This is a genomic window from Methylobacterium sp. Leaf108 (assembly GCF_001423265.1).
In the GTDB taxonomy this organism is placed as follows: Bacteria; Pseudomonadota; Alphaproteobacteria; order Rhizobiales; family Beijerinckiaceae; genus Methylobacterium.
This window is the reverse complement of the sequence record NZ_LMND01000015.1, coordinates 1-16686: the sequence shown is the minus strand read 5'-3', so window position 1 is coordinate 16686 and position 16686 is coordinate 1. Positions and strand designations below refer to the sequence as shown.

The 16686-nt window shown below is 65.4% G+C and carries 15 protein-coding genes and 2 pseudogenes; 2 read left to right on the top strand and 15 right to left on the bottom strand.

What is annotated here, in order from left to right; translation table 11 throughout:
- Positions 1 to 731: 731 nt before the first annotated feature.
- Positions 732 to 906: pseudogene (locus ASF39_RS21220) on the top strand (IS256 family transposase); the annotation flags it as partial.
- Between the two features lie 206 nt (positions 907 to 1112).
- Here the strand turns inward: ASF39_RS21220 and ASF39_RS21215 are convergent.
- The 15 genes from ASF39_RS21215 to ASF39_RS10935 all read right to left on the bottom strand — a co-directional run bounded on the left by ASF39_RS21215 (position 1113) and on the right by ASF39_RS10935 (position 16051).
- A complete protein-coding gene (locus ASF39_RS21215) occupies positions 1113 to 1436 on the bottom strand; it encodes a hypothetical protein (RefSeq protein ID WP_156648459.1) in 324 nt (107 codons plus the stop codon).
- Between the two features lie 13 nt (positions 1437 to 1449).
- Positions 1450 to 2982, bottom strand: a complete 1533-nt coding sequence (locus tag ASF39_RS11000) for a type II and III secretion system protein family protein (RefSeq protein ID WP_244472369.1) — start codon at positions 2980 to 2982, stop codon at positions 1450 to 1452.
- Positions 2983 to 3163: 181 nt separating this feature from the next.
- Positions 3164 to 3688, bottom strand: coding sequence for a tetratricopeptide repeat protein (locus ASF39_RS10995; RefSeq protein ID WP_244472368.1), 525 nt, complete (start codon positions 3686 to 3688; stop codon positions 3164 to 3166).
- A gap of 319 nt (positions 3689 to 4007) precedes the next feature.
- Positions 4008 to 4298: a hypothetical protein gene (locus ASF39_RS21210; RefSeq protein WP_156648456.1), complete on the bottom strand. Its 291-nt coding sequence runs from the start codon at positions 4296 to 4298 to the stop codon at positions 4008 to 4010.
- A 305-nt stretch (positions 4299 to 4603) separates the two neighbouring features.
- Positions 4604 to 5149: a hypothetical protein gene (locus ASF39_RS10985; protein WP_056283802.1), complete on the bottom strand. Its 546-nt coding sequence runs from the start codon at positions 5147 to 5149 to the stop codon at positions 4604 to 4606.
- Between the two features lie 670 nt (positions 5150 to 5819).
- Positions 5820 to 7301, bottom strand: a complete 1482-nt coding sequence (locus tag ASF39_RS10980; protein WP_056283801.1) for a pilus assembly protein TadG-related protein — start codon at positions 7299 to 7301, stop codon at positions 5820 to 5822.
- Positions 7298 to 7930 carry a TadE/TadG family type IV pilus assembly protein gene (locus tag ASF39_RS10975; protein ID WP_162240591.1) on the bottom strand — a complete coding sequence of 211 codons (633 nt, stop codon included), beginning with the start codon at positions 7928 to 7930 and terminating at the stop codon, positions 7298 to 7300. The genes ASF39_RS10980 and ASF39_RS10975 overlap by 4 nt, the downstream gene beginning before the upstream one ends.
- Positions 7931 to 7940: 10 nt before the next feature.
- Positions 7941 to 8327, bottom strand: a complete 387-nt coding sequence (locus ASF39_RS10970; protein ID WP_200938201.1) for a TadE/TadG family type IV pilus assembly protein — start codon at positions 8325 to 8327, stop codon at positions 7941 to 7943.
- Between the two features lie 136 nt (positions 8328 to 8463).
- Positions 8464 to 9378: a type II secretion system F family protein gene (locus tag ASF39_RS10965; protein WP_056283792.1), complete on the bottom strand. Its 915-nt coding sequence runs from the start codon at positions 9376 to 9378 to the stop codon at positions 8464 to 8466.
- Between the two features lie 4 nt (positions 9379 to 9382).
- Positions 9383 to 10315, bottom strand: a complete 933-nt coding sequence (locus tag ASF39_RS10960; protein WP_056283789.1) for a type II secretion system F family protein — start codon at positions 10313 to 10315, stop codon at positions 9383 to 9385.
- Positions 10316 to 10808: 493 nt separating this feature from the next.
- The gene (locus ASF39_RS10955) at positions 10809 to 12233 is read right to left on the bottom strand and encodes a CpaF family protein (RefSeq protein ID WP_082494503.1); all 1425 of its coding nucleotides are present in this window, start codon (positions 12231 to 12233) and stop codon (positions 10809 to 10811) included.
- Between the two features lie 34 nt (positions 12234 to 12267).
- On the bottom strand, positions 12268 to 13404 hold the full coding sequence (locus ASF39_RS10950) for an AAA family ATPase (protein WP_056283787.1): 1137 nt from the start codon (positions 13402 to 13404) through the stop codon (positions 12268 to 12270).
- Positions 13405 to 13514: 110 nt separating this feature from the next.
- A complete protein-coding gene (gene cpaB / locus ASF39_RS10945; RefSeq protein WP_162240590.1) occupies positions 13515 to 14492 on the bottom strand; it encodes a Flp pilus assembly protein CpaB in 978 nt (325 codons plus the stop codon).
- A gap of 82 nt (positions 14493 to 14574) precedes the next feature.
- The gene (locus ASF39_RS10940; protein WP_056283780.1) at positions 14575 to 14769 is read right to left on the bottom strand and encodes a Flp family type IVb pilin; all 195 of its coding nucleotides are present in this window, start codon (positions 14767 to 14769) and stop codon (positions 14575 to 14577) included.
- Positions 14770 to 15163: 394 nt separating this feature from the next.
- The gene (locus ASF39_RS10935) at positions 15164 to 16051 is read right to left on the bottom strand and encodes a ferritin-like domain-containing protein (RefSeq protein WP_056283777.1); all 888 of its coding nucleotides are present in this window, start codon (positions 16049 to 16051) and stop codon (positions 15164 to 15166) included.
- A 528-nt stretch (positions 16052 to 16579) separates the two neighbouring features.
- Here ASF39_RS10935 and ASF39_RS21205 point away from each other — a divergent pair.
- Positions 16580 to 16686, top strand: a pseudogene (locus ASF39_RS21205) (IS5/IS1182 family transposase); the annotation flags it as partial.

The following is a 16686-nucleotide window of genomic DNA, read 5'->3' as shown; positions in this document are numbered from 1 at the left end:
CACCAACGTCACGATCCTGCGCAACGCCGTGATCGGCAAGGACAGCATCGTCGGTGCCGGCTCCCTGGTGAGGAGCGCCTTTCCCGCCAACGTATCCCTAGCGGGCGTCCCGGCCCGCGTCATTCGCACCGGGGTGACCTGGGAGTTCTAAATGTGCAGTCCCGCGGTGTGGTGGCATTAGTTTATCTGAGGCGGTCGCATATAATGAGGCGTTATAGGTTAGGCTCTTCACGGCTGCGCTACGACCACGCGCGCAGTCAGAGCAGCGCAACAGCGATTGAAAACTCCGCTCAAAAATCTCGCCGCGCTGCACGAACTGAACCCCAAGACGGTTACGAAGTAACACAAGCGGGCCTTCGTGCATGACGCGGCGATGGGTCCGAAGACGCCTGGGTTGACCATGCTTTGGGATTGCCCCGTTTCTGTGGCTCCAGCTCACTCTGTGTGGATCACGCGGCGAGGACCATGCGCCGCCTGAGGAGATCAAGGCCCGCTCGTCCGTAGCTTTGGCGCTTGATCAACTTAAGTCGGCTGATCTGGCTGTCGATAAATACCTAAATCTGACCCATGCAGGTTTCTTTCTAAGGCCTTGAGATTTTGACGAAATATGAAATCCAGATAGGGTCACGATCGGCGTCGATTAAGCCCCCTCTCGACACCAGAAATCGCTCATTTTTACATTGGCCTAGTCCTGATTTTGCGTAGGGTTATTCTTGGAGGCTCTTTTACACCAGACCGAGGTCGTCGACATCTTCCCTAACGAGGCGGCCAGCACCCACCTCGTCCGGCGTGATCCTGCACGAACAAAACGACGAATGGGCTGTCCAAAGGTCTCGCTACATGACCCTGGAAAGCATCGCCCCGATCGGCGATGATCCCCTCGTCAGCCTGCTGACCCCTGGCAGCCTGATCCTCCCGGCTCAAGCCGGCAATCGTGGTTGCCCTCAGCGAGCTACACCACGCTCAGGGACACGACCTGTCCGAGGCCGGCCAATAAAGCTAAAGGCCGACGGCCAAAACTGTGTTAACTTTGACACGGATCTTACTAAGTAATTTTATTACTCAGACAGATACCTATTTTTACGAAAAAACTCGCCTTAAAATCGGATTTTCTATCTAGTAGGAGGCGATCCTCCTGACGGAGCCCCGAGAGGGACGGCCGCGGGGGTGCCGAAGCCGCCAAGGCCACTTTGAGGATTGCGATAGCGCTCGATTCCTCGCTGAAGCCGTTCGCCGTTCATTTCGCGGTCGAACTGGCCGGCAGCCTCTGGAGTTGGATCTAGCACATGGATCGCCATGTTGGTTTGAACAGCTTCGCCGGTGTCAAGGGTGAGGGTATCACGGCGGGCAAGATAATCTTGGCAGCCGGCCACGGACAGGATCGGCACCAAGGAGAGCCCGAGACGGACTGCGAGGGCGAAGACAATTGGCTTCATTTGCCGCCGCTCCTTAATTAAGAGACCGGACAGCGCGCATTGGAACTGGCCTCGTAGGAACTGGCTCACCCGGCAGCATGTGGCCATAAGGACCGATGACGCCGCCGCGCTCGCTTACAAACTGACGCATGTTGCGTCGCAACTCTAATTTTCCGTTGACAAACAGGTCGACATCGTTGGCTGGTTCAGTCGTGTCGAGGGGGGTCGCCAGCACTTGCCCGGGTCGCGCCGGATTTACGAGAGCTGGGGTTACGATCACCACGAGTTCGGTTTCGCGGTCCTGGAATTCGGTAGACCGGAACAGGGAGCCGAGGATCGGAATCGAGCCGAGCCAAGGCAACTGCTCGATCGAGCGAGTCGAATTGGTTTGTAGGAGGCCTGCGATGGCGAAGCTTTGGCCGTCGCGCAGCTCGACGTTGGTCTTCGCCCGCCGTTTCGTCAGGCCGGGCACGGACACGCCTCCTCCGACCGCGACCGAAAGGGTCGGATCGATGTCGCTCACCTCCGGCTCAAGTTGGAGGTGGATCATGCCGTTCTTGAGAACAGTCGGCGTGAAGCCGAGCTTCACGCCGAACTCTTTGTAAGAGACCGTGATCTGAGGCGAGCCGTTCAAGGTCTGGTTGGCGATCGGGATCGGGATCTCGCCGCCCGCCAGGAACTCGGCCCGGTCGCCGGACATCGCGATCAGGTTGGGTTCGGCGAGGCGTCGCAGTAAACCCTTGGTCTCAAGCGCGCTCACGAACAGATCGAGCTGGCCGGAACTGCCGCGAAAGCCCTGAACCAGGGTCGCGAACGGGACGCCGCCGGTAGTGGCGGCATTCACGGCCGTGCCGACGATCCCCGAGAGCAGGCCGCCGGTTCCCGGCGAGGACGACACCGGGCTGCTCGCCCCGAAGGCGCCGACATTGGTCAGGGTGTTACGGCCTCCGATCTCGAACCGGGTTCCGAATTCGCGGCCTGCATTGCGGTTCACCTCCACGAAGCGGACCTTGAGCATCACCTGCTGCGGGGAGCGGACGCGAGTGAGATTGAGAGTGCCGGGTGGCGCAACCTGCAGGGCCCGATCGACGCTGACGGCGTCGCTAGCGACGCCGCCGAGGACGACCCGGTCGCCCTGGCTGGCGACGCGCAGGCCGGGATCGCCCGTGCTCTGGCGGACCTGGGATTCGATCACCTGGGTATCAGGACCCACCTCGATATCGATCAGCCCGACGAGCTTGCGCTCGGCATCTACGAGCGAGACGTTGGTAGTGCCGGCGCGCTTGCCCAGGACATAGAGGGTGCGGTCACTGAGCGGCACGACATCGGCGATCTCGGAGGAGCCAACCAGCACGTCGGTGAAGGCGTTGCTGATCTTTACGGTCTGTGACTTGTTGACGGTCAGTTTAAGGCGGCTCAGCACGGCGTTACCGCCGGTGCGGGGAACTGGCCGCACCTGGGCCTGTGCGAAGCCGGCACCGCCGGGCATCGCGATGGTGCAGACCGATGTCGCCAGTGCCCCGGCGAGCAATGCTCGCGTCGTCGATACGGTCCAGTCCAAACGCATCGTCACGCCGATATCCCTCAGGTTAACGAGAGGTTAACGAAACGGCGTGGCCTTCCACAACGGGTCGTGGCAAAATGGAAGGCGGTTTGCTCAGCGTTGAGACATTCGTGTCACGTTGCCGTCGAGCCCCATTGCGCCCAAGGGACGTCGCCCCGGCCCGAGAAACGGACGGGATGAACCTTCAGAATGGCGCCGAGCGCGTTGGCGTCCGGGCCGCCCTTAAAAGTTGGATATTGTTGGCGATCACCGGGTTGGCCGGATCTATCGCAAGCGCCCGTTCGAACTGGCTCAGTGCCCGTCTGCCGTCGCCGCGCAACATGTAGGAATAGCCGCGGTTGTTGAGCATCTCAAGGGTCTCCCCGAGCAGCGTCTTCGCCTGGACATAGGCCCGGTCCGCCAGTTCGTAGCGCCCGAGGTTGTCATATGCGGCGGCGAGGCCGAGCCAGGCGGCTCCATCGTCCTTGTTGCGGGCCAGGGCATCTCGGAAGTTGCGTTCGGCCAGTCCGCTGTTGCCGGCCGCGAGGTTCACCCGGCCAAGGCTATAGGCTTCGTCCGACGCCGGAAGGGTCGGCTCGACGCCGGGTACGACGGCGACGCCCTCGTCCGATCGCGTCTGGCAGCCCACGATCAGCAGAAACAGACCCGCCACGAGACCTAGACGCACTCTCCTTAAGGGCGAGCGCTTCGCCTCCTCGCGTTCCACCACGCTCAAGGCCCCTCACCCACAACGATGGAGAACCGGAAATGACGCACGCAGGCTCGAAGCATCAGGGGGCTCGGGGTGTCTGGACGATGCGCACCCTACGAGTGACAGACGCGGTGCGTTTCAAAAACTGGTAACACGCTTCGCGTTCGACAATGCGGTGCGCGTCGAGATCCACGTCGCCTTCCTTGTAGCGTGCCAGTGAGGCCGGGATAGCCTGGGCTCCGCGCCGCCCGCGCCGCCCGCCCGCATTTTACCAGACCATTGCAGAGTTGCAGCATTGTCCGCCCCGGACCAACCGGGAAACCGTTCGCCGGGCGGCTCAGCGTGGACGGCGCTGACATGTGGCCAGCATGTCGTCGAGTGCGATGGCGTCCGTTCTCCCGTCCGCGAGGGCAAAGACATGAACCGTCAGGGGCACTGCGGGCGCGGGACCATGCGGCCTGAGCATCAGATCAAGCCGGCGGGTTCCGAAGCGGATCAGTCTAATCAGGAACGACACCCGATCTTCGTTCGACGTCGCCGTTTCCGCGAAGGACAGGACATGGCGTTGGCCGATCCGTACCGGACCCGCGCGATAGGCCCCGCCGAGCTGCGGTACCTGCAGCAGCATCGTACCCGTCTGTGCGCTACCCGGCCATGGTGCGAGCCGTCCGGGCAACGTGAGCCGCAGGCGTCGCTCGCCCGCATCGCAGGAGAGTACGAGCGAACCGGGGACGTCGGTCCGGGCGAGGCTCCCGACGACCTGCGTGCGTAAGACAACGATGTCGTCCCCGAACCGCTCGATAGACCAGCCGCCGCGACCGACCTCGTAGACGCGATCGGGTGTGCGTTTGCCTCCCAGACCTTGGGCGACGGCTCCGGTCGACGCCGCCGTCGCCAGGGCGGTGGCGAGAACGGAACGGACCAGGGCCCGCCTTAGAGAGCGGACACGGGCATCCGGGACGGGGTGGGCGGGAGCGAGACGGACGGACGTGAGGCTCGCCGATCGGATAGGATGATCGCTACGAAGGACAAGTGGCTTGCAAGGAAGGCGAGGCAGGAACTCGCCATCATCAGGGCGACCACGGCGAGATCCGGCCGTTGTAGGGACGCCACCGGCATCAGCGATGCCGATCGCGACAAACCGTTGGCCGTCCACCAAGCGTAGACCAGCGCCGCCGTCAGGGCAAAGCAGCTGTTTGCGACAACGGCGATGCCGAAGCGCGACCGCAGGACGCGCAGGCACAGAGTGATAACGAGACAGGCCGCGGCGAGGGGCAGGCTGGAGGGACCGAACAGGACGTGAAGGGGTGAGGTGTCGGCGCGGGCGTACTCGAACGGCCGGAACACCGCGAGGGTGAGATACCAAGCGAGTTCGGACGCCGGGTGCGCGGACAGGTAGGCAGCTGCCGCTTCCGCGGCGCCGAAGGTCCCGATGACCACGATCGAACCAAAAGTCTGGGCATCCAGGGCGCGCGGCATGCCGGAGGCTAGCCGCCGCAACCTTAAAGCGGGGTTCCCGCCGTCGTGGGAGGGCTATGTCTACGGCCTCTGACCGCGACCGGACAAGGGCGTTCGCGGCATGGGCGACGACGCATCGTCGCGCTCGGCCTTCGGCCGAACAGGAGAAGGCTCGATGTCGTCGGCCGATGGCATCGAACCCGATCTTGCCGGCGGGGGGCCATGCGCGACGGCCAACGCCCGATCGGGCAGGCTGTTCGGCGGGGCTTCCGTCCACGCTTTCGCCTCGGGGGCGTGCAGTGTCGTGACTAGGGGCAGGTGAATGCGGAGCGGTCAACAGAGGCCGGCCACGACACCCTCGCCGGGGATCGCGATCCCCGGGATGATCCTGCCGTGCCGCCCCCACCAGGCGTCCATCTGGCCTGTCGTGCCGGACGCTAGTCGCTTCAGACGGTTCGAGATCGTCAACGCTCATTCTGATTTCGTCGTCCCGCATGCGCGACTTGCAGACCATCGCCTTGACGCGGGCCGTGGAGATGACCGTTCGAGTGCTCTACCCGGCGGTCCTCGTCAGCACCGCTGGGCGCAAAAATCATGGCGCCGGCGTACGATCCCCACCAACAGAGCAGAGGCCCGGTCCTTCCGATCCCTCGCTTACCACCCTTTCTCGTCCTGTCCGGATGGGGATGGCTCATCGGGTCTCCACTAGTTGCACCACCCTGCGCAGCTTGCCGTCGTCATCGCGCGGGGTCAGCATGGCGACGAGTTCCACGAGGAGCCCGCCGCCGCTGGCGGGCTCGGTGAGGAAGACCTTGGCGACGTGGCGGGAGAGCCGTGCCGCGCCTGCCGTGGCGATGTCCCGGCAATCGGCCACCGAAAGATAGAGCACCCGCCGACGCGCCTGGGTCGCCGGCCGCGTGCCGGGATAGCAGATCGGGACGGGGCTCTCACGCACGAAGGCGAGGGGGCCGGTCAGGGGACCGCCGGTGGGCATGGTCCGGCCCATCAGCGCATTGCCGCGGGTCACCACCGGCACCGTCTCGGTCTCACGGGTGAGGCCGAGTTCCCGCAGGTAGATCTCGTAGCGGGTCGCCGCCTCGCGCAGGGAGTCTTGGAAGCCGCTGTCCTTGTCAGCGTGATTCCACAGGATGTACTCGTCGATGGCGCGGGTCGTCTGGACGCCGGGCATCCCGCCATAGGCCGCGGAGACGGCCCAGTCGCCCAGCCCCTGATCGTAGGTCGAGGACGGGCGGACGATTCGGTAGGCGACGTCGCGTGGCAGGTGGTAGGGCGGGTTCACGTCGCCGCCCGAGGGAGGCGAGGAGCAGGCGTTGAGGTGGCGGCCCTGGATCACGATCGGGGCCGGCGGAAAGACGGCCAGATCGCTCGCCACCGCAGCGAGGCCGTTGAAGTAGCGGTCGAACCGGATGTTGATCGCATCGTCGAACTCGGCCTGCGGGATGTTGCGTCGCAAGGCGAGGGCATCCGCGTAGCAGAAGGCAGGCGCGTCGGAGGCGAGGTTGCGGAGCGTGGTACGGGTGCCCTCGTCGTCGGGCTTATCGAGGGGCACTACCGAACCATCGACGAGGTTGCCGTCCATCCGCACGAGATATTGCCGGCCGGGTCGCGCTGTTGCGGCGAAGCGATCCGGATCAGCTTGGCACAAGACCAGTGGGGTGACGTCGCAGGCATAGGACTGCGCCTCCGCCACCGCGCGGCGCCGGATCGGAGAGGCGAAGACCTGAAGCAGGCTGGTCGTCAGCGTGTAGGCGCCTGTCGTCGCCTCGACGAATACCGCCTTGGCGGCCTCCGTCTCGGGCAGGCTGTAGCCGGGATCGGTGCGCAGATCGACGAGGGTTTCGGCGAACCGCAGCGTGAGGCGCGGGGTGTCACGATTGCGCCGTGAGAAAGCGGCGCCGTTGGCCAGGGCCTCGGCCGCCGCCCTGGCTGCCGAGATGGCCCCGTCGGTGCGGTCGAGCCGGTTCGCTGCGGCGAGCGCCGCGGCATCGGCGACGGCGGCCAGTTGCGTGTCGAGGGTCATGAGGCGGGCGCCGTCGACGGCGAGACCGACAAACCCCAGTAGCGCCGGGATGAGAACCGCCGCGAAGACGAGGACGAAGCCGCGCTCGTCGCGGCCGAACCGCCGCAGCAGACGAGAGCTCCACTGTTTCATCGGCCCGTCACCAAGTCCTCGCCCGGCAGCGTCACGGCGGCATCCAGTGGCAGTGAACGGGCGAACAGGAGGCCGGCGAAGATCGGATCGAAGGCGAGATCTACGATCCGCACGGTGACGTCGACGGGCACTGGCGGCGGCCGCCCGACATAGCCGAGCCCGTTAGTCGCGTAGGTGATCCTGAGATTGTCGGGTTTCAACCGCGGCAGCACCGCCTGCATCACCGTGAGGATCGGCGCGAGATTGGCCTGCGAGAACCCGAAGCGGCAGCTCACCTCCGGGCAGGCGCAGCCGTGTGCAGGCCCGCAGGTGACGCTGAAGGACGGGCAGAGAACGCCCCCCTGGTCCGCCGCCCCTGGCCAGCAGAGGGCTCCGGGGGGCAGCCCGAACCAGTAGCTCGCGCTCTCGGCTGGCGTTAACCCCGGCCCCTCCGCCACGGAATCGGCGACGATGGCCGCCCGCACCCCGAGGGTCGCGGCCTTGGTGGCGAGGCTCTTCTGCCAGAAATAGAGCGAGAGGTCGGCCAGCGCGAAGACGATCGCCACGAGGAGCGGCAGGACGAGCGCGGCCTCGACCAAAGCCGCCCCGTCCTGGCTCCGCCAGAACGGACCGCGCCGGTGGTCGGGCAAACGTTCATCTCTATTCGCCAATGCGTTGCTCCTGATGGCGCACGGTCAAATCCCAGCGCGTCCGGAAGGTCGACGCGTTGAGGAGCGTGACGTCGAATGCGACGGTCGCCTCCATGACGACGGTGCCCTCGGGTGGGTCCGCCACCGGCGCCACCGAGATCGCCGAAGCCGGCAAGCTGGTCTCGGCCAGGATCTGGTCGCGGGTGAGGCGCACCGATCGCTGCGCGCCGAGCGAGCAGCCGGGCCGGCAGTTCGGGTCTGGCACCCGTGCCAGGCTGCGCGCACCCGCCCTGACCGCTCCCTCCATGGCCTGACGCACCAGGAGCGCGCGCCCAAGTTCGAAACAGCCGAACACCAGCACGACGAGGATCGGCAGCACCAGGGCGAATTCGAGCACCGCGGCACCCGATGAATCGTCGCGCCTCGAGCAGGCCTTCGTGAAGTGCCCCACGAAGGCCGGCTCAGATCTCTCTGATGCCGCATCATCGTCCTCCGCGAACCGAGGACCACGTCGCGAAATGATGCTTGGCGGTTCATGGACTCGTCGCACGGATCACCTTCATGACTGCGGGTGCCAGGACGACGATCAGAACCACGGGAAAGATGAAGAGGCCCAGCGGCAGCGTCAGCTTCGGGGGTAGCGAGGCCGCCTTCTCCTCGGCCCGCGACATACGCTTGTCGCGCATCTCGTCCGAGAAGGTGGTCAAGGCCAGGGCCACGTCGGTGCCGAGCTCGATCGTCTGCTGCAGGAGCGCGGCGAAGGCGCGCGCCTCGGGCAGTCCCAGGCGCTCAGCACAGGCCTTGAGCGCCTCGGGCGTGCTCTTGCCCGCCCGCATCTCGCCGGCCATCATCTCGAAGTTGACCTGGAACTCGGCGTCGGATTGCCCCAGTTCGGCCGCGGCGCGGTCGAGCGCGGCGTCGAGGCCGAGGCCGGCATTGATGCAGACCACCAGCATGTCGAGGAAGTTCGGAAACACTGACCGGTAGCGCTCGGTGAGATGGCGCTGGCGTCGGCTCAGGTAGGCCTGCGGCAGCACCCGCGCGACGATCAGCAGGGTCACGACGATGAGCCCGATCTCGAGGGGCCCAGGTGCTGGAAGCAGGCGGATCGCCGCCAGGGTGCCCAGCGTCGGCAGGCCGACGAGGATGGCGAGGCGCGCCAGGGTGAAGATCACCACGGCCGAGGGCGCGAAATAGCCGGAGCGGACGAGGGCGCGGCGCAGGGCGCGGCGCGCGTCGAGGTCGAGGCCGAGCCGGGCGGGATCGACGTCGAGCCAGCTCTCCTGTGCGAGGTTCCGTTCCTCAGCGGTGACGGCCGGGGCGCCGAGGCCGTCGTAGCGCCGCCGCAGCCGCTCGCGCTCGGCCAGCATCGCGCTACCTGTGTAAAGGGCCAGGGCGACGCTTGTGAAGGCCAGCACGATCACCAGGAGGACGGTCGGCTCGCTCACATCCTCAGACCTTGAAGTTGACCAGGCGGTAGATGACGAGGTTGCCGACCACCAGCAGACCAGTCGCGATGGCGGTGATCGTGCCCGAGGCCGGACTCGCCCAGAACTCCGCATAATAGGCGGCGCTGACGAGGTTGATCGCGACGAACAATGCCACCGGCATTACGCTGAGGGCATAGCCGCTGAACCGGCCTTCGGCGGTCAGCGCCCTGACGCGGCGGGTGAGCCGGAAACGGTCGCGCAGCATCCGTGAGAGCCGGCCGAGGATCTCGCCGAGATTTCCCCCGGTCTGAGTGGCGATCGCGATCGCGGCGACGACGAAGGCGAGTTCGGGATGCCCGACCCGCTGGTGCAGTCCGTCCAGGGCCTCGGCGATGCTGCGGCCGTAGTTCATCTCGTCGACCACGAGGGCGAACTCCGGTCCGGCTGGCTCCGAGGTCTCACGTGCTACCAGAGCAAGCGAGACCGACAGCGGGTGGCCGGCCCTGAGGGAGCGCACGATCACGTCGAGAACGTCGGGAAGCTGCTCACCGAAGCGGGCGAGGCGGCGGGCCCGTTTGACCCGCAGGACCAGGAGGACGACGAGGCCGGCGGCGAGCAGACAGGCACAGAGCCTCAGCCAGACGCCCGGAACCGGTAGCAGGACGAACAAGGCGAGGGCGAGGAGGCCGCCGCGCAGGCCCAGAGCCCCGGCACTCGCGCGTGTGCCCGATTGCAGCAGCAGCCGATGCCAGTGGGCGGTCAGAAAGAATTGGCCAGCCGATCGCCGACGCTGGCTGTCGAGTTCGGCGGCCGGGTCCGGACCACCGAGGCCGGACAGGCGCCGACGCACGCTCTTGCGCCCGCGCATCATGCCCGCGAGACCCGCTTGAAGCTGGTGAGCGGCCACGACCGAACAGGCGAAGATCAGGACAAAGACCAGCCAGGTCTCAACCATCGCGGCGCTCCCCGTCAGGGTCGCCTAACTCCTGCGATCCCGACACCCTCGACCCGTCACACCGTTGCCGCGCCATGAATCTTGAAAAACCTCCAGCGTCTGAACGTCCGGAACGAAGGCGCCGCACAGGTTGTCGAAATGTGACTCACCGTGTCCTATAGCACCGTTCAGGACATCGCTCGACAGAACCGCGGACCGATTCCGGAAGGATCGCCTATAGGCGACGGTCTGGTTCTGTGACGGCCTCGGTCGCCGGCATCCGCCTTTTGCGGGCCTGCGCGTGTGCTTCGCGCGCAGATTTTCGCGCCGCCAACGCCGATTGCCGCTTACGGTACGACACTGGGCGCCGGCGATATCGGTGCGGCCGGAACGCGGGGAGCAGTCATAGGTGGCCGCGCCGTCCCGTTCGCCGATCCGCGCGTTCGCGCTTTGGCGCAAGAACTGGAGCAGAAACCGGCGGCGGACGAAGTCGGCCATGCAGGATGCAAAGGGATCACAGCGAGACCGTGGGATCGAAGGCCTGGCCCGGCATGTCGATGCCTTGCGCCTTCAGCTCCTGCAGGAATTTCGGACGTACGCCGGTGGCGCGGAAAGCGCCGATCACCTGATGATTGGTGTCGACGCCCTCGCGGACGAAGCGGTAGATCTCCTGCATCTGGATCACCTCGCCCTCCATGCCCGTCACCTCGCTGATGCTAGTGACCCGACGGCGCCCGTCGCTGAGGCGTTGAAGTTGGAGAAGAAGCTGGATGCCCGAGGCGATCTGACTACGGATCGAGGAGGTCGACATGTTGGCCGCCGCCATGCCGATCATCTGCTCCACCCGCGCGAGAGCGTCGCGGGGGGTGTTGGCGTGAATGGTGGTCATTGAACCCTCGTGGCCGGTGTTCATGGCCTGGAGCATGTCGAAGGCCTCCTCGCCGCGGCACTCGCCCAGGATGATCCGGTCGGGCCGCATCCGCAGGGCGTTCTTGAGGAGTTCGCGCTGGCGGATCTCGCCGCGTCCCTCGACGCTCGGCGGCCGGGTCTCGAGGCGGGCGACGTGCGGCTGCTGGAGCTGGAGCTCGGCGGCGTCCTCGATGGTGATGAGGCGCTCGCGCGGCGAGATATAGGCAGAGAGCGCGTTAAGCATCGTCGTCTTGCCGGAGCCGGTGCCGCCGGAGACGACCAGAGAGATGCGCCCGCAAACTGCCGCCTTCATAAGGTCGGCCATCGGCCCGCGCAGCGCCCCGAGTTCCACGAGCCGCTCCATCGAGATCGGGCGCTTGGAGAACTTGCGGATCGAGACCAGGGGGCCATCCACCGCGATCGGCCGGATCGCGACGTTGACCCGCGACCCGTCGGGCAGGCGCGCATCGACCATCGGCGACGATTCGTCGATCCGCCGACCCACCGCCGCGACCATCTTGTTGATGATCCGCAGGAGATGGGCCTCATCCTTGAAGTGGACCGGGGTCGGTTCGAGCTTGCCGAACCGCTCCACGAAGACCGAGCGATGCCCGTTAATGAGGATGTCCGAAACGCTGGCGTCCTTGAGTAGCGGCTCGATTGGCCCAAGCCCGATCATCTCGTCGAGCACCTCCGCCGAGAAGGCCTCGAGCTCGCGCTGATTGAGGGCGAGGCGCTCGCGCAGGGCGTATTCGGCGACGAAGCGCCCGACCTGGCGGGCCAGATCCTCGTGCGAGACCTTGTCGATCAACGCGAGGTTGAACTCGTCGATGATCTGACCGTGGAGCTTGACCTTGGCGTCGGTCAGGGTCGCGCGCGGTGCCGCCGCGGCTACGTCGGGCGGCGGCTCGGCAAAGACGGGTTCGGCGAGCGAGGGCTTGGCAGAGGAAGGGCCCGCCGGTGCGGGGTTGGCGGTGGCAGGGTTGGCGGGTACCGATGCACCCCGCCATCGATCGGATAATCCGGTCATGCTACCTCCGATGAAGGACCGTTACGAGACGATCTCACGCCGGGTTCCTCGCAGCTCCGCACCACTCCGCCAGGGCCTTGATGTCGGCGCTGATCCTGGCGGTGGGCGCCATCTCGATCAAGGATCGCCCAGCATCGAGTGCTCCGTTCGCGGCGGCGCCGTCGCGGCGGATACGGAACAACGTCCGGCCGGCGAGCGGGCGCTCGATCTCAGCCTGTCGGGTCACGCGGCCGAGGAGATCGACCTCGCAGGCGTTCACGGCGACGGCGAGGTCGGCCGCGGGGATCGCGAGGGTGTCGCAGTGGGAGAGAGTCTGCGTGAGCTTACGCAGGGCCGGGACCGACGGGCCGCCCGACACCACCACCGCGTCGGAGCCCTGGACGACGTTGTCGACCCAGGCGACCCAGGCGTGGGGCAGGTCGATCAGGACCGCCTCGTAGCGTTTGGCGATGGCATCGATGAGGGTGAAGACGATCTCGGGCGGCACGGTCCCGAGGTCGAGCCGGCGCGGCGGGCTCGCGAAGACATCGAGGCGCGGCGTATGCCGGCTCGTGAACACGTCGATGAGCTGTTCGTCGAGTCGTTCTGGCTGGGCGATGATCTCCCCTACCTCGAAACGTGGGGTCAGGTCGAGAGCGTCCGCCAGGGTTCCCCCCTGCAGGTTGAGATCGAGCAGGGCCACCCGCATCGGCGACTTGCGCCGGGCCGAGAGATGGATCCCCGTCTCCAGGGCGAGGGTAGTGTTGCCGACACCACCTTTGCTGGGCAGGAAGCTCACCACCCTGGCGGATCTGTCCGCGGGCTCGGCGCTGGCGAACGAACGGGTTAGGTCGCGCAGTTCCTGGGCGCAGGTATCCCAGGCGATCCACTCCCCCGCCTGACTGCGCACGAGCGTCTTGTATAGGTCGGGGCTGAGGCTGTCTGCGACATAGACGACGAAGGCCCGGCCCTGTTCGTCCTGTGCCAGCCGCAGGGCGGCGTCCGCTAAAGTGCCGCCGGCGACGTCAGCCACCAGGACGAGGGGCCGGCGCGCGTCGGTAAAGGACCGTTCGGCCCGCAGGGCGGCGAGGCCGGCAACCAAGGTCGGCGCGTAGCCCAGGGACTCGGCGAGCTTGGACAGAGACCGGACCTGCGGATCGCCACGGTCGGCGGCGACGAGAAAACAGATCACGCGGACTCCGGACTCGGGACACAACGCACGGCTCGGTCAAGGACCGGGTCGCGAGGTTCAGCGTGGTCATACGCTCCGTCGACGACCGCGTCGCGGGTAGGACCCGACCGTCATTCCTCGGCATCGACGGGATATGGCTCCCGCTTCGAACCGTTGCGGATGACGTTGATAGTCAGCTTGGGCGGCGGCGGCGCTGCGGGGGAGAGACCCGGCGGCTTGGCTTGGCGCCCGATCTCGCCGCGCAGACGCATCTCCATCTCGGCGAGCTGGGCGCGGGTTCCCTCGCCAGCGCGGGCACTGGCGGCGTCCGCCGCCTTGCGCAGGGCTTCGACCTGGGCGGTGAGATCGGCGATCTGGTTCTTGGCGGCAGCGCTCTGCCCGGTCCCGAGATCGGCGGCGGTGACCCGCTCGGAGGCAGCGGCGACGGGTTCGCCGGTCTGTCGCAGCACGAGGGACAGGCGGCCGATACCCTGGGCCAGGATGGCCTTCTGGGCCTGCGGCACGTTCAATTCGAGGGTCACGGCGCGTGCCACGGTCGGCTTGTCCTGACGGTCGCCGGCGACCTGATCGATCGCCAGTACCTTGGCGTTCTGGATCAGCATATCGGCATAGGCCGTGTCTTGTGTTCCGCCTTCGCCACGGGTCAGGATCAGGTCGACCCGATCGCCGGGCAGCACGAAGCCGGCGACGCCGCGCACCTCGTCGACGCGGATCGTCACGGCGCGCATACCCTGCTCGATCTGGGTCGAGAGGGTGGCGCGCTGGTTCGGCGCAGTGATCTTGGCGGCGAGCACCGGCTCATTACGCTGAAGGGGAGCAAGGGCGAGACGCCGTCCGTCTTTCGTCAAGTCGGCGATCGTGGAGAAGGAGCCGTCCAGCGCGTCACCGGCTGGCCATTCCACCTCCCGCAGGTTCGCCTCGGTGAGCGGCGCCCCGAACCCGACGGGCGCCGCCGCGACCACGACTCTCCCCAGGGCCGGACGCGGGCTCTGGACCTGCGCACCGATGAGCAGGCCCCTTGCGAGGAAGGCCGCCAGAGCTCCAAACAGAAGTGCCACCGCCAGGGATAGGACCGACGACCGCCTCACGACCGCCCCTCCCGACGGAGACCTAGTCGACGAAGACCTTGCCGAGCCACGCCGGATCGGTCGGTGAGCGGGCAGAACGCGATCATTGCGCCTGCGTGCAATCCGCCGACGGAGTCGCGATCTTGCAGCTGATCTTGGCGAACTGCGCGTTAAGGCTCGTCCCGGTCGAAGTGATGCCAACGATGGCGACTAGGGCGATCAACGCTACGAGGAGAGCGTATTCCACCATGGCCGCGCCGTCGTCTTGTCTGACGAAACGTTTCAAAAGCTTGACCATGGGTCACTCAATTCCCTTTGTCGGACCCGCGCACGGGCAAATCGGCTCCGATCGCGAGAGAGGTCCCGCAACCAGAATTCGATTAACGATCTCCTAAAGCTCGACGCGTGTCAATCGATCTACCCATTTGATGCCATTCAACGCAAGCATCTTCACGAGATAAGGACGATGCGTTAAATGATGCACGAATGTAGACATGGATTACTCCGCGATAGTCGAAGGCGACGAACGCCCGCGTAGCATTAAATCGCAGATGAGCGATTGGCGCATTAACAATTGCCAGGGCATCGGATCGGATCCGATGCCCTGGCGGCATACTTCAGACATGACCTAAACGTCGATCGGACGGAGTGCCGCTCGTCGAAGGCAGCTGATTTGCCTGGACGGACTAATCTTAACGTACAAGACCATTGAGGCCATTCGGGAAGAACCCGCCCGGCTGCGAGGTACCGCTGGCGTAGACAATCGCAAGAACCTCGGCTGGTGTGCGGCTAATGGCCAGGGAGTTCGCGTCGGTGGGGACGATGTCGGGGTTGGCGGCGGTGCCGATGCCAAAGTCGATGTCGCTCGGGCCATCAAAGAAATCGCGCAGGTCGGATATGGCCTGGGCCTGCTGGAAAAGACCGCGGCCGGCCAGGAGCGTGCGAACCAGACCGGCGTGGTAAGCCTCGACGGCGAGAATGCCGGCGGTAGCCTCAAGGAACTCGTTATTGCGGATCAGCGAGGCCGCTCCCTTGTAGGCAGTGACACCGACATCCTCGAACACGAACGCCGCAAGCAGGAAGTTCGTCTCGTTAGCGAAGGCGTCGAAGGTGTCGCCGAGGCCGGAGAACCGAGCGAGGGCGTTGAAGCTGTCGACGAAGTTTAGGGTCGGTCGGGCTACTGCCGCGCCACCGAGGATGGAGCGCAGGAACTTGACGTGCTTCTCTTCATCGTCGGCGATCTCGTTGGCATAGGCTTGGAACAGTGGCGTCTCGAAGGCTACCTGGCGGCCGCCTGTGACGGCGCCGAGTGTACCATTGCCTGTAGTATCCGAATCCGCGAGGCCACGACCGAACGCCGCGCGCAGGTAGAACTCCGCCTCAAGATACTCGAGGTTGAGAGCGAAGTTGAAAACGTCTGCGGCGCCGACGCCAGCAGATTGCGCGCTTGCCTGACCGCCCGTGGCGCTCAGTACAGCCGCCCCTGCCGCGCCGAGGCCAACGGTGCGCATGAAGGCGCGCCTACCTGCTTCATAGTTAAAGCCAGTTGGCTCATTCTTGATGATGGAAGCTCTATCCATGGCGTCAGTCTTCTCCTGGGATCGCTGGTCATCGAGGCAAACAGAATATCGCAGTCTAACAATCGACCGCAAGCAATAATGTTAAAATCTCGTAAAAAACGATAATTACCGAAAAGATCGTTTAATTACAAATTGTTATCGCAAAAAAGACAATTGGCATCCCTCAATTTTATATTTATGGGGCAATCAGAACGACACGGATTCGCGTAAAGTTTCAGTCCGACTCTCACGAATGCGTGATTAGTCCGCCCCATTGAGGTGGTCTGCCCTTTTGGCATGGCTTTGGAACCTGTGAAGGCGTCAACGACCCTTTATCACCCGAGATCGACGCACACGGCGCTCGGACCCCTGATCTTGTTCAGCCAAGAGAGCTCAGAGCCCGTTCGATAAGGGGCTGATGCGGGGTTGAGTGGCCAGGATGGCAGTAATTCCAGAAGGGTGCTGAAACCTGACCTGGATCTGCCATGTGGACCCCGACCACTAGAGGCTGTTATGGACCTGTGACGGGTGGGTTCCAGATGAAGGGGGATGACCTGTTCGCGCTCTGCCTACCCGTCCGACGTTTCCGATGATGAATGGGCGCTGGTGGCCCCCTACCTGACGCTGCTGCGCGAGGATGCGGGGCAGCGCGAGCA

What these genes read in the sequence shown, in the direction of transcription:
- ASF39_RS10935 (WP_056283777.1), bottom strand. Translation starts at nt 16,051, where the DNA reads ATGGATAGAGCTTCCATCATCAAGAATGAGCCAACTGGCTTTAACTAT.
- ASF39_RS11000 (WP_244472369.1), bottom strand. Translation starts at nt 2,982, where the DNA reads ATGCGTTTGGACTGGACCGTATCGACGACGCGAGCATTGCTCGCCGGG.
- ASF39_RS10960 (WP_056283789.1), bottom strand. Translation starts at nt 10,315, where the DNA reads ATGGTTGAGACCTGGCTGGTCTTTGTCCTGATCTTCGCCTGTTCGGTC.
- ASF39_RS10940 (WP_056283780.1), bottom strand. Translation starts at nt 14,769, where the DNA reads ATGGTCAAGCTTTTGAAACGTTTCGTCAGACAAGACGACGGCGCGGCC.
- ASF39_RS10980 (WP_056283801.1), bottom strand. Translation starts at nt 7,301, where the DNA reads ATGAAACAGTGGAGCTCTCGTCTGCTGCGGCGGTTCGGCCGCGACGAG.
- ASF39_RS21210 (WP_156648456.1), bottom strand. Translation starts at nt 4,298, where the DNA reads ATGCTGCTGCAGGTACCGCAGCTCGGCGGGGCCTATCGCGCGGGTCCG.
- ASF39_RS10955 (WP_082494503.1), bottom strand. Translation starts at nt 12,233, where the DNA reads ATGACCGGATTATCCGATCGATGGCGGGGTGCATCGGTACCCGCCAAC.
- ASF39_RS21215 (WP_156648459.1), bottom strand. Translation starts at nt 1,436, where the DNA reads ATGAAGCCAATTGTCTTCGCCCTCGCAGTCCGTCTCGGGCTCTCCTTG.
- ASF39_RS10985 (WP_056283802.1), bottom strand. Translation starts at nt 5,149, where the DNA reads ATGCCGCGCGCCCTGGATGCCCAGACTTTTGGTTCGATCGTGGTCATC.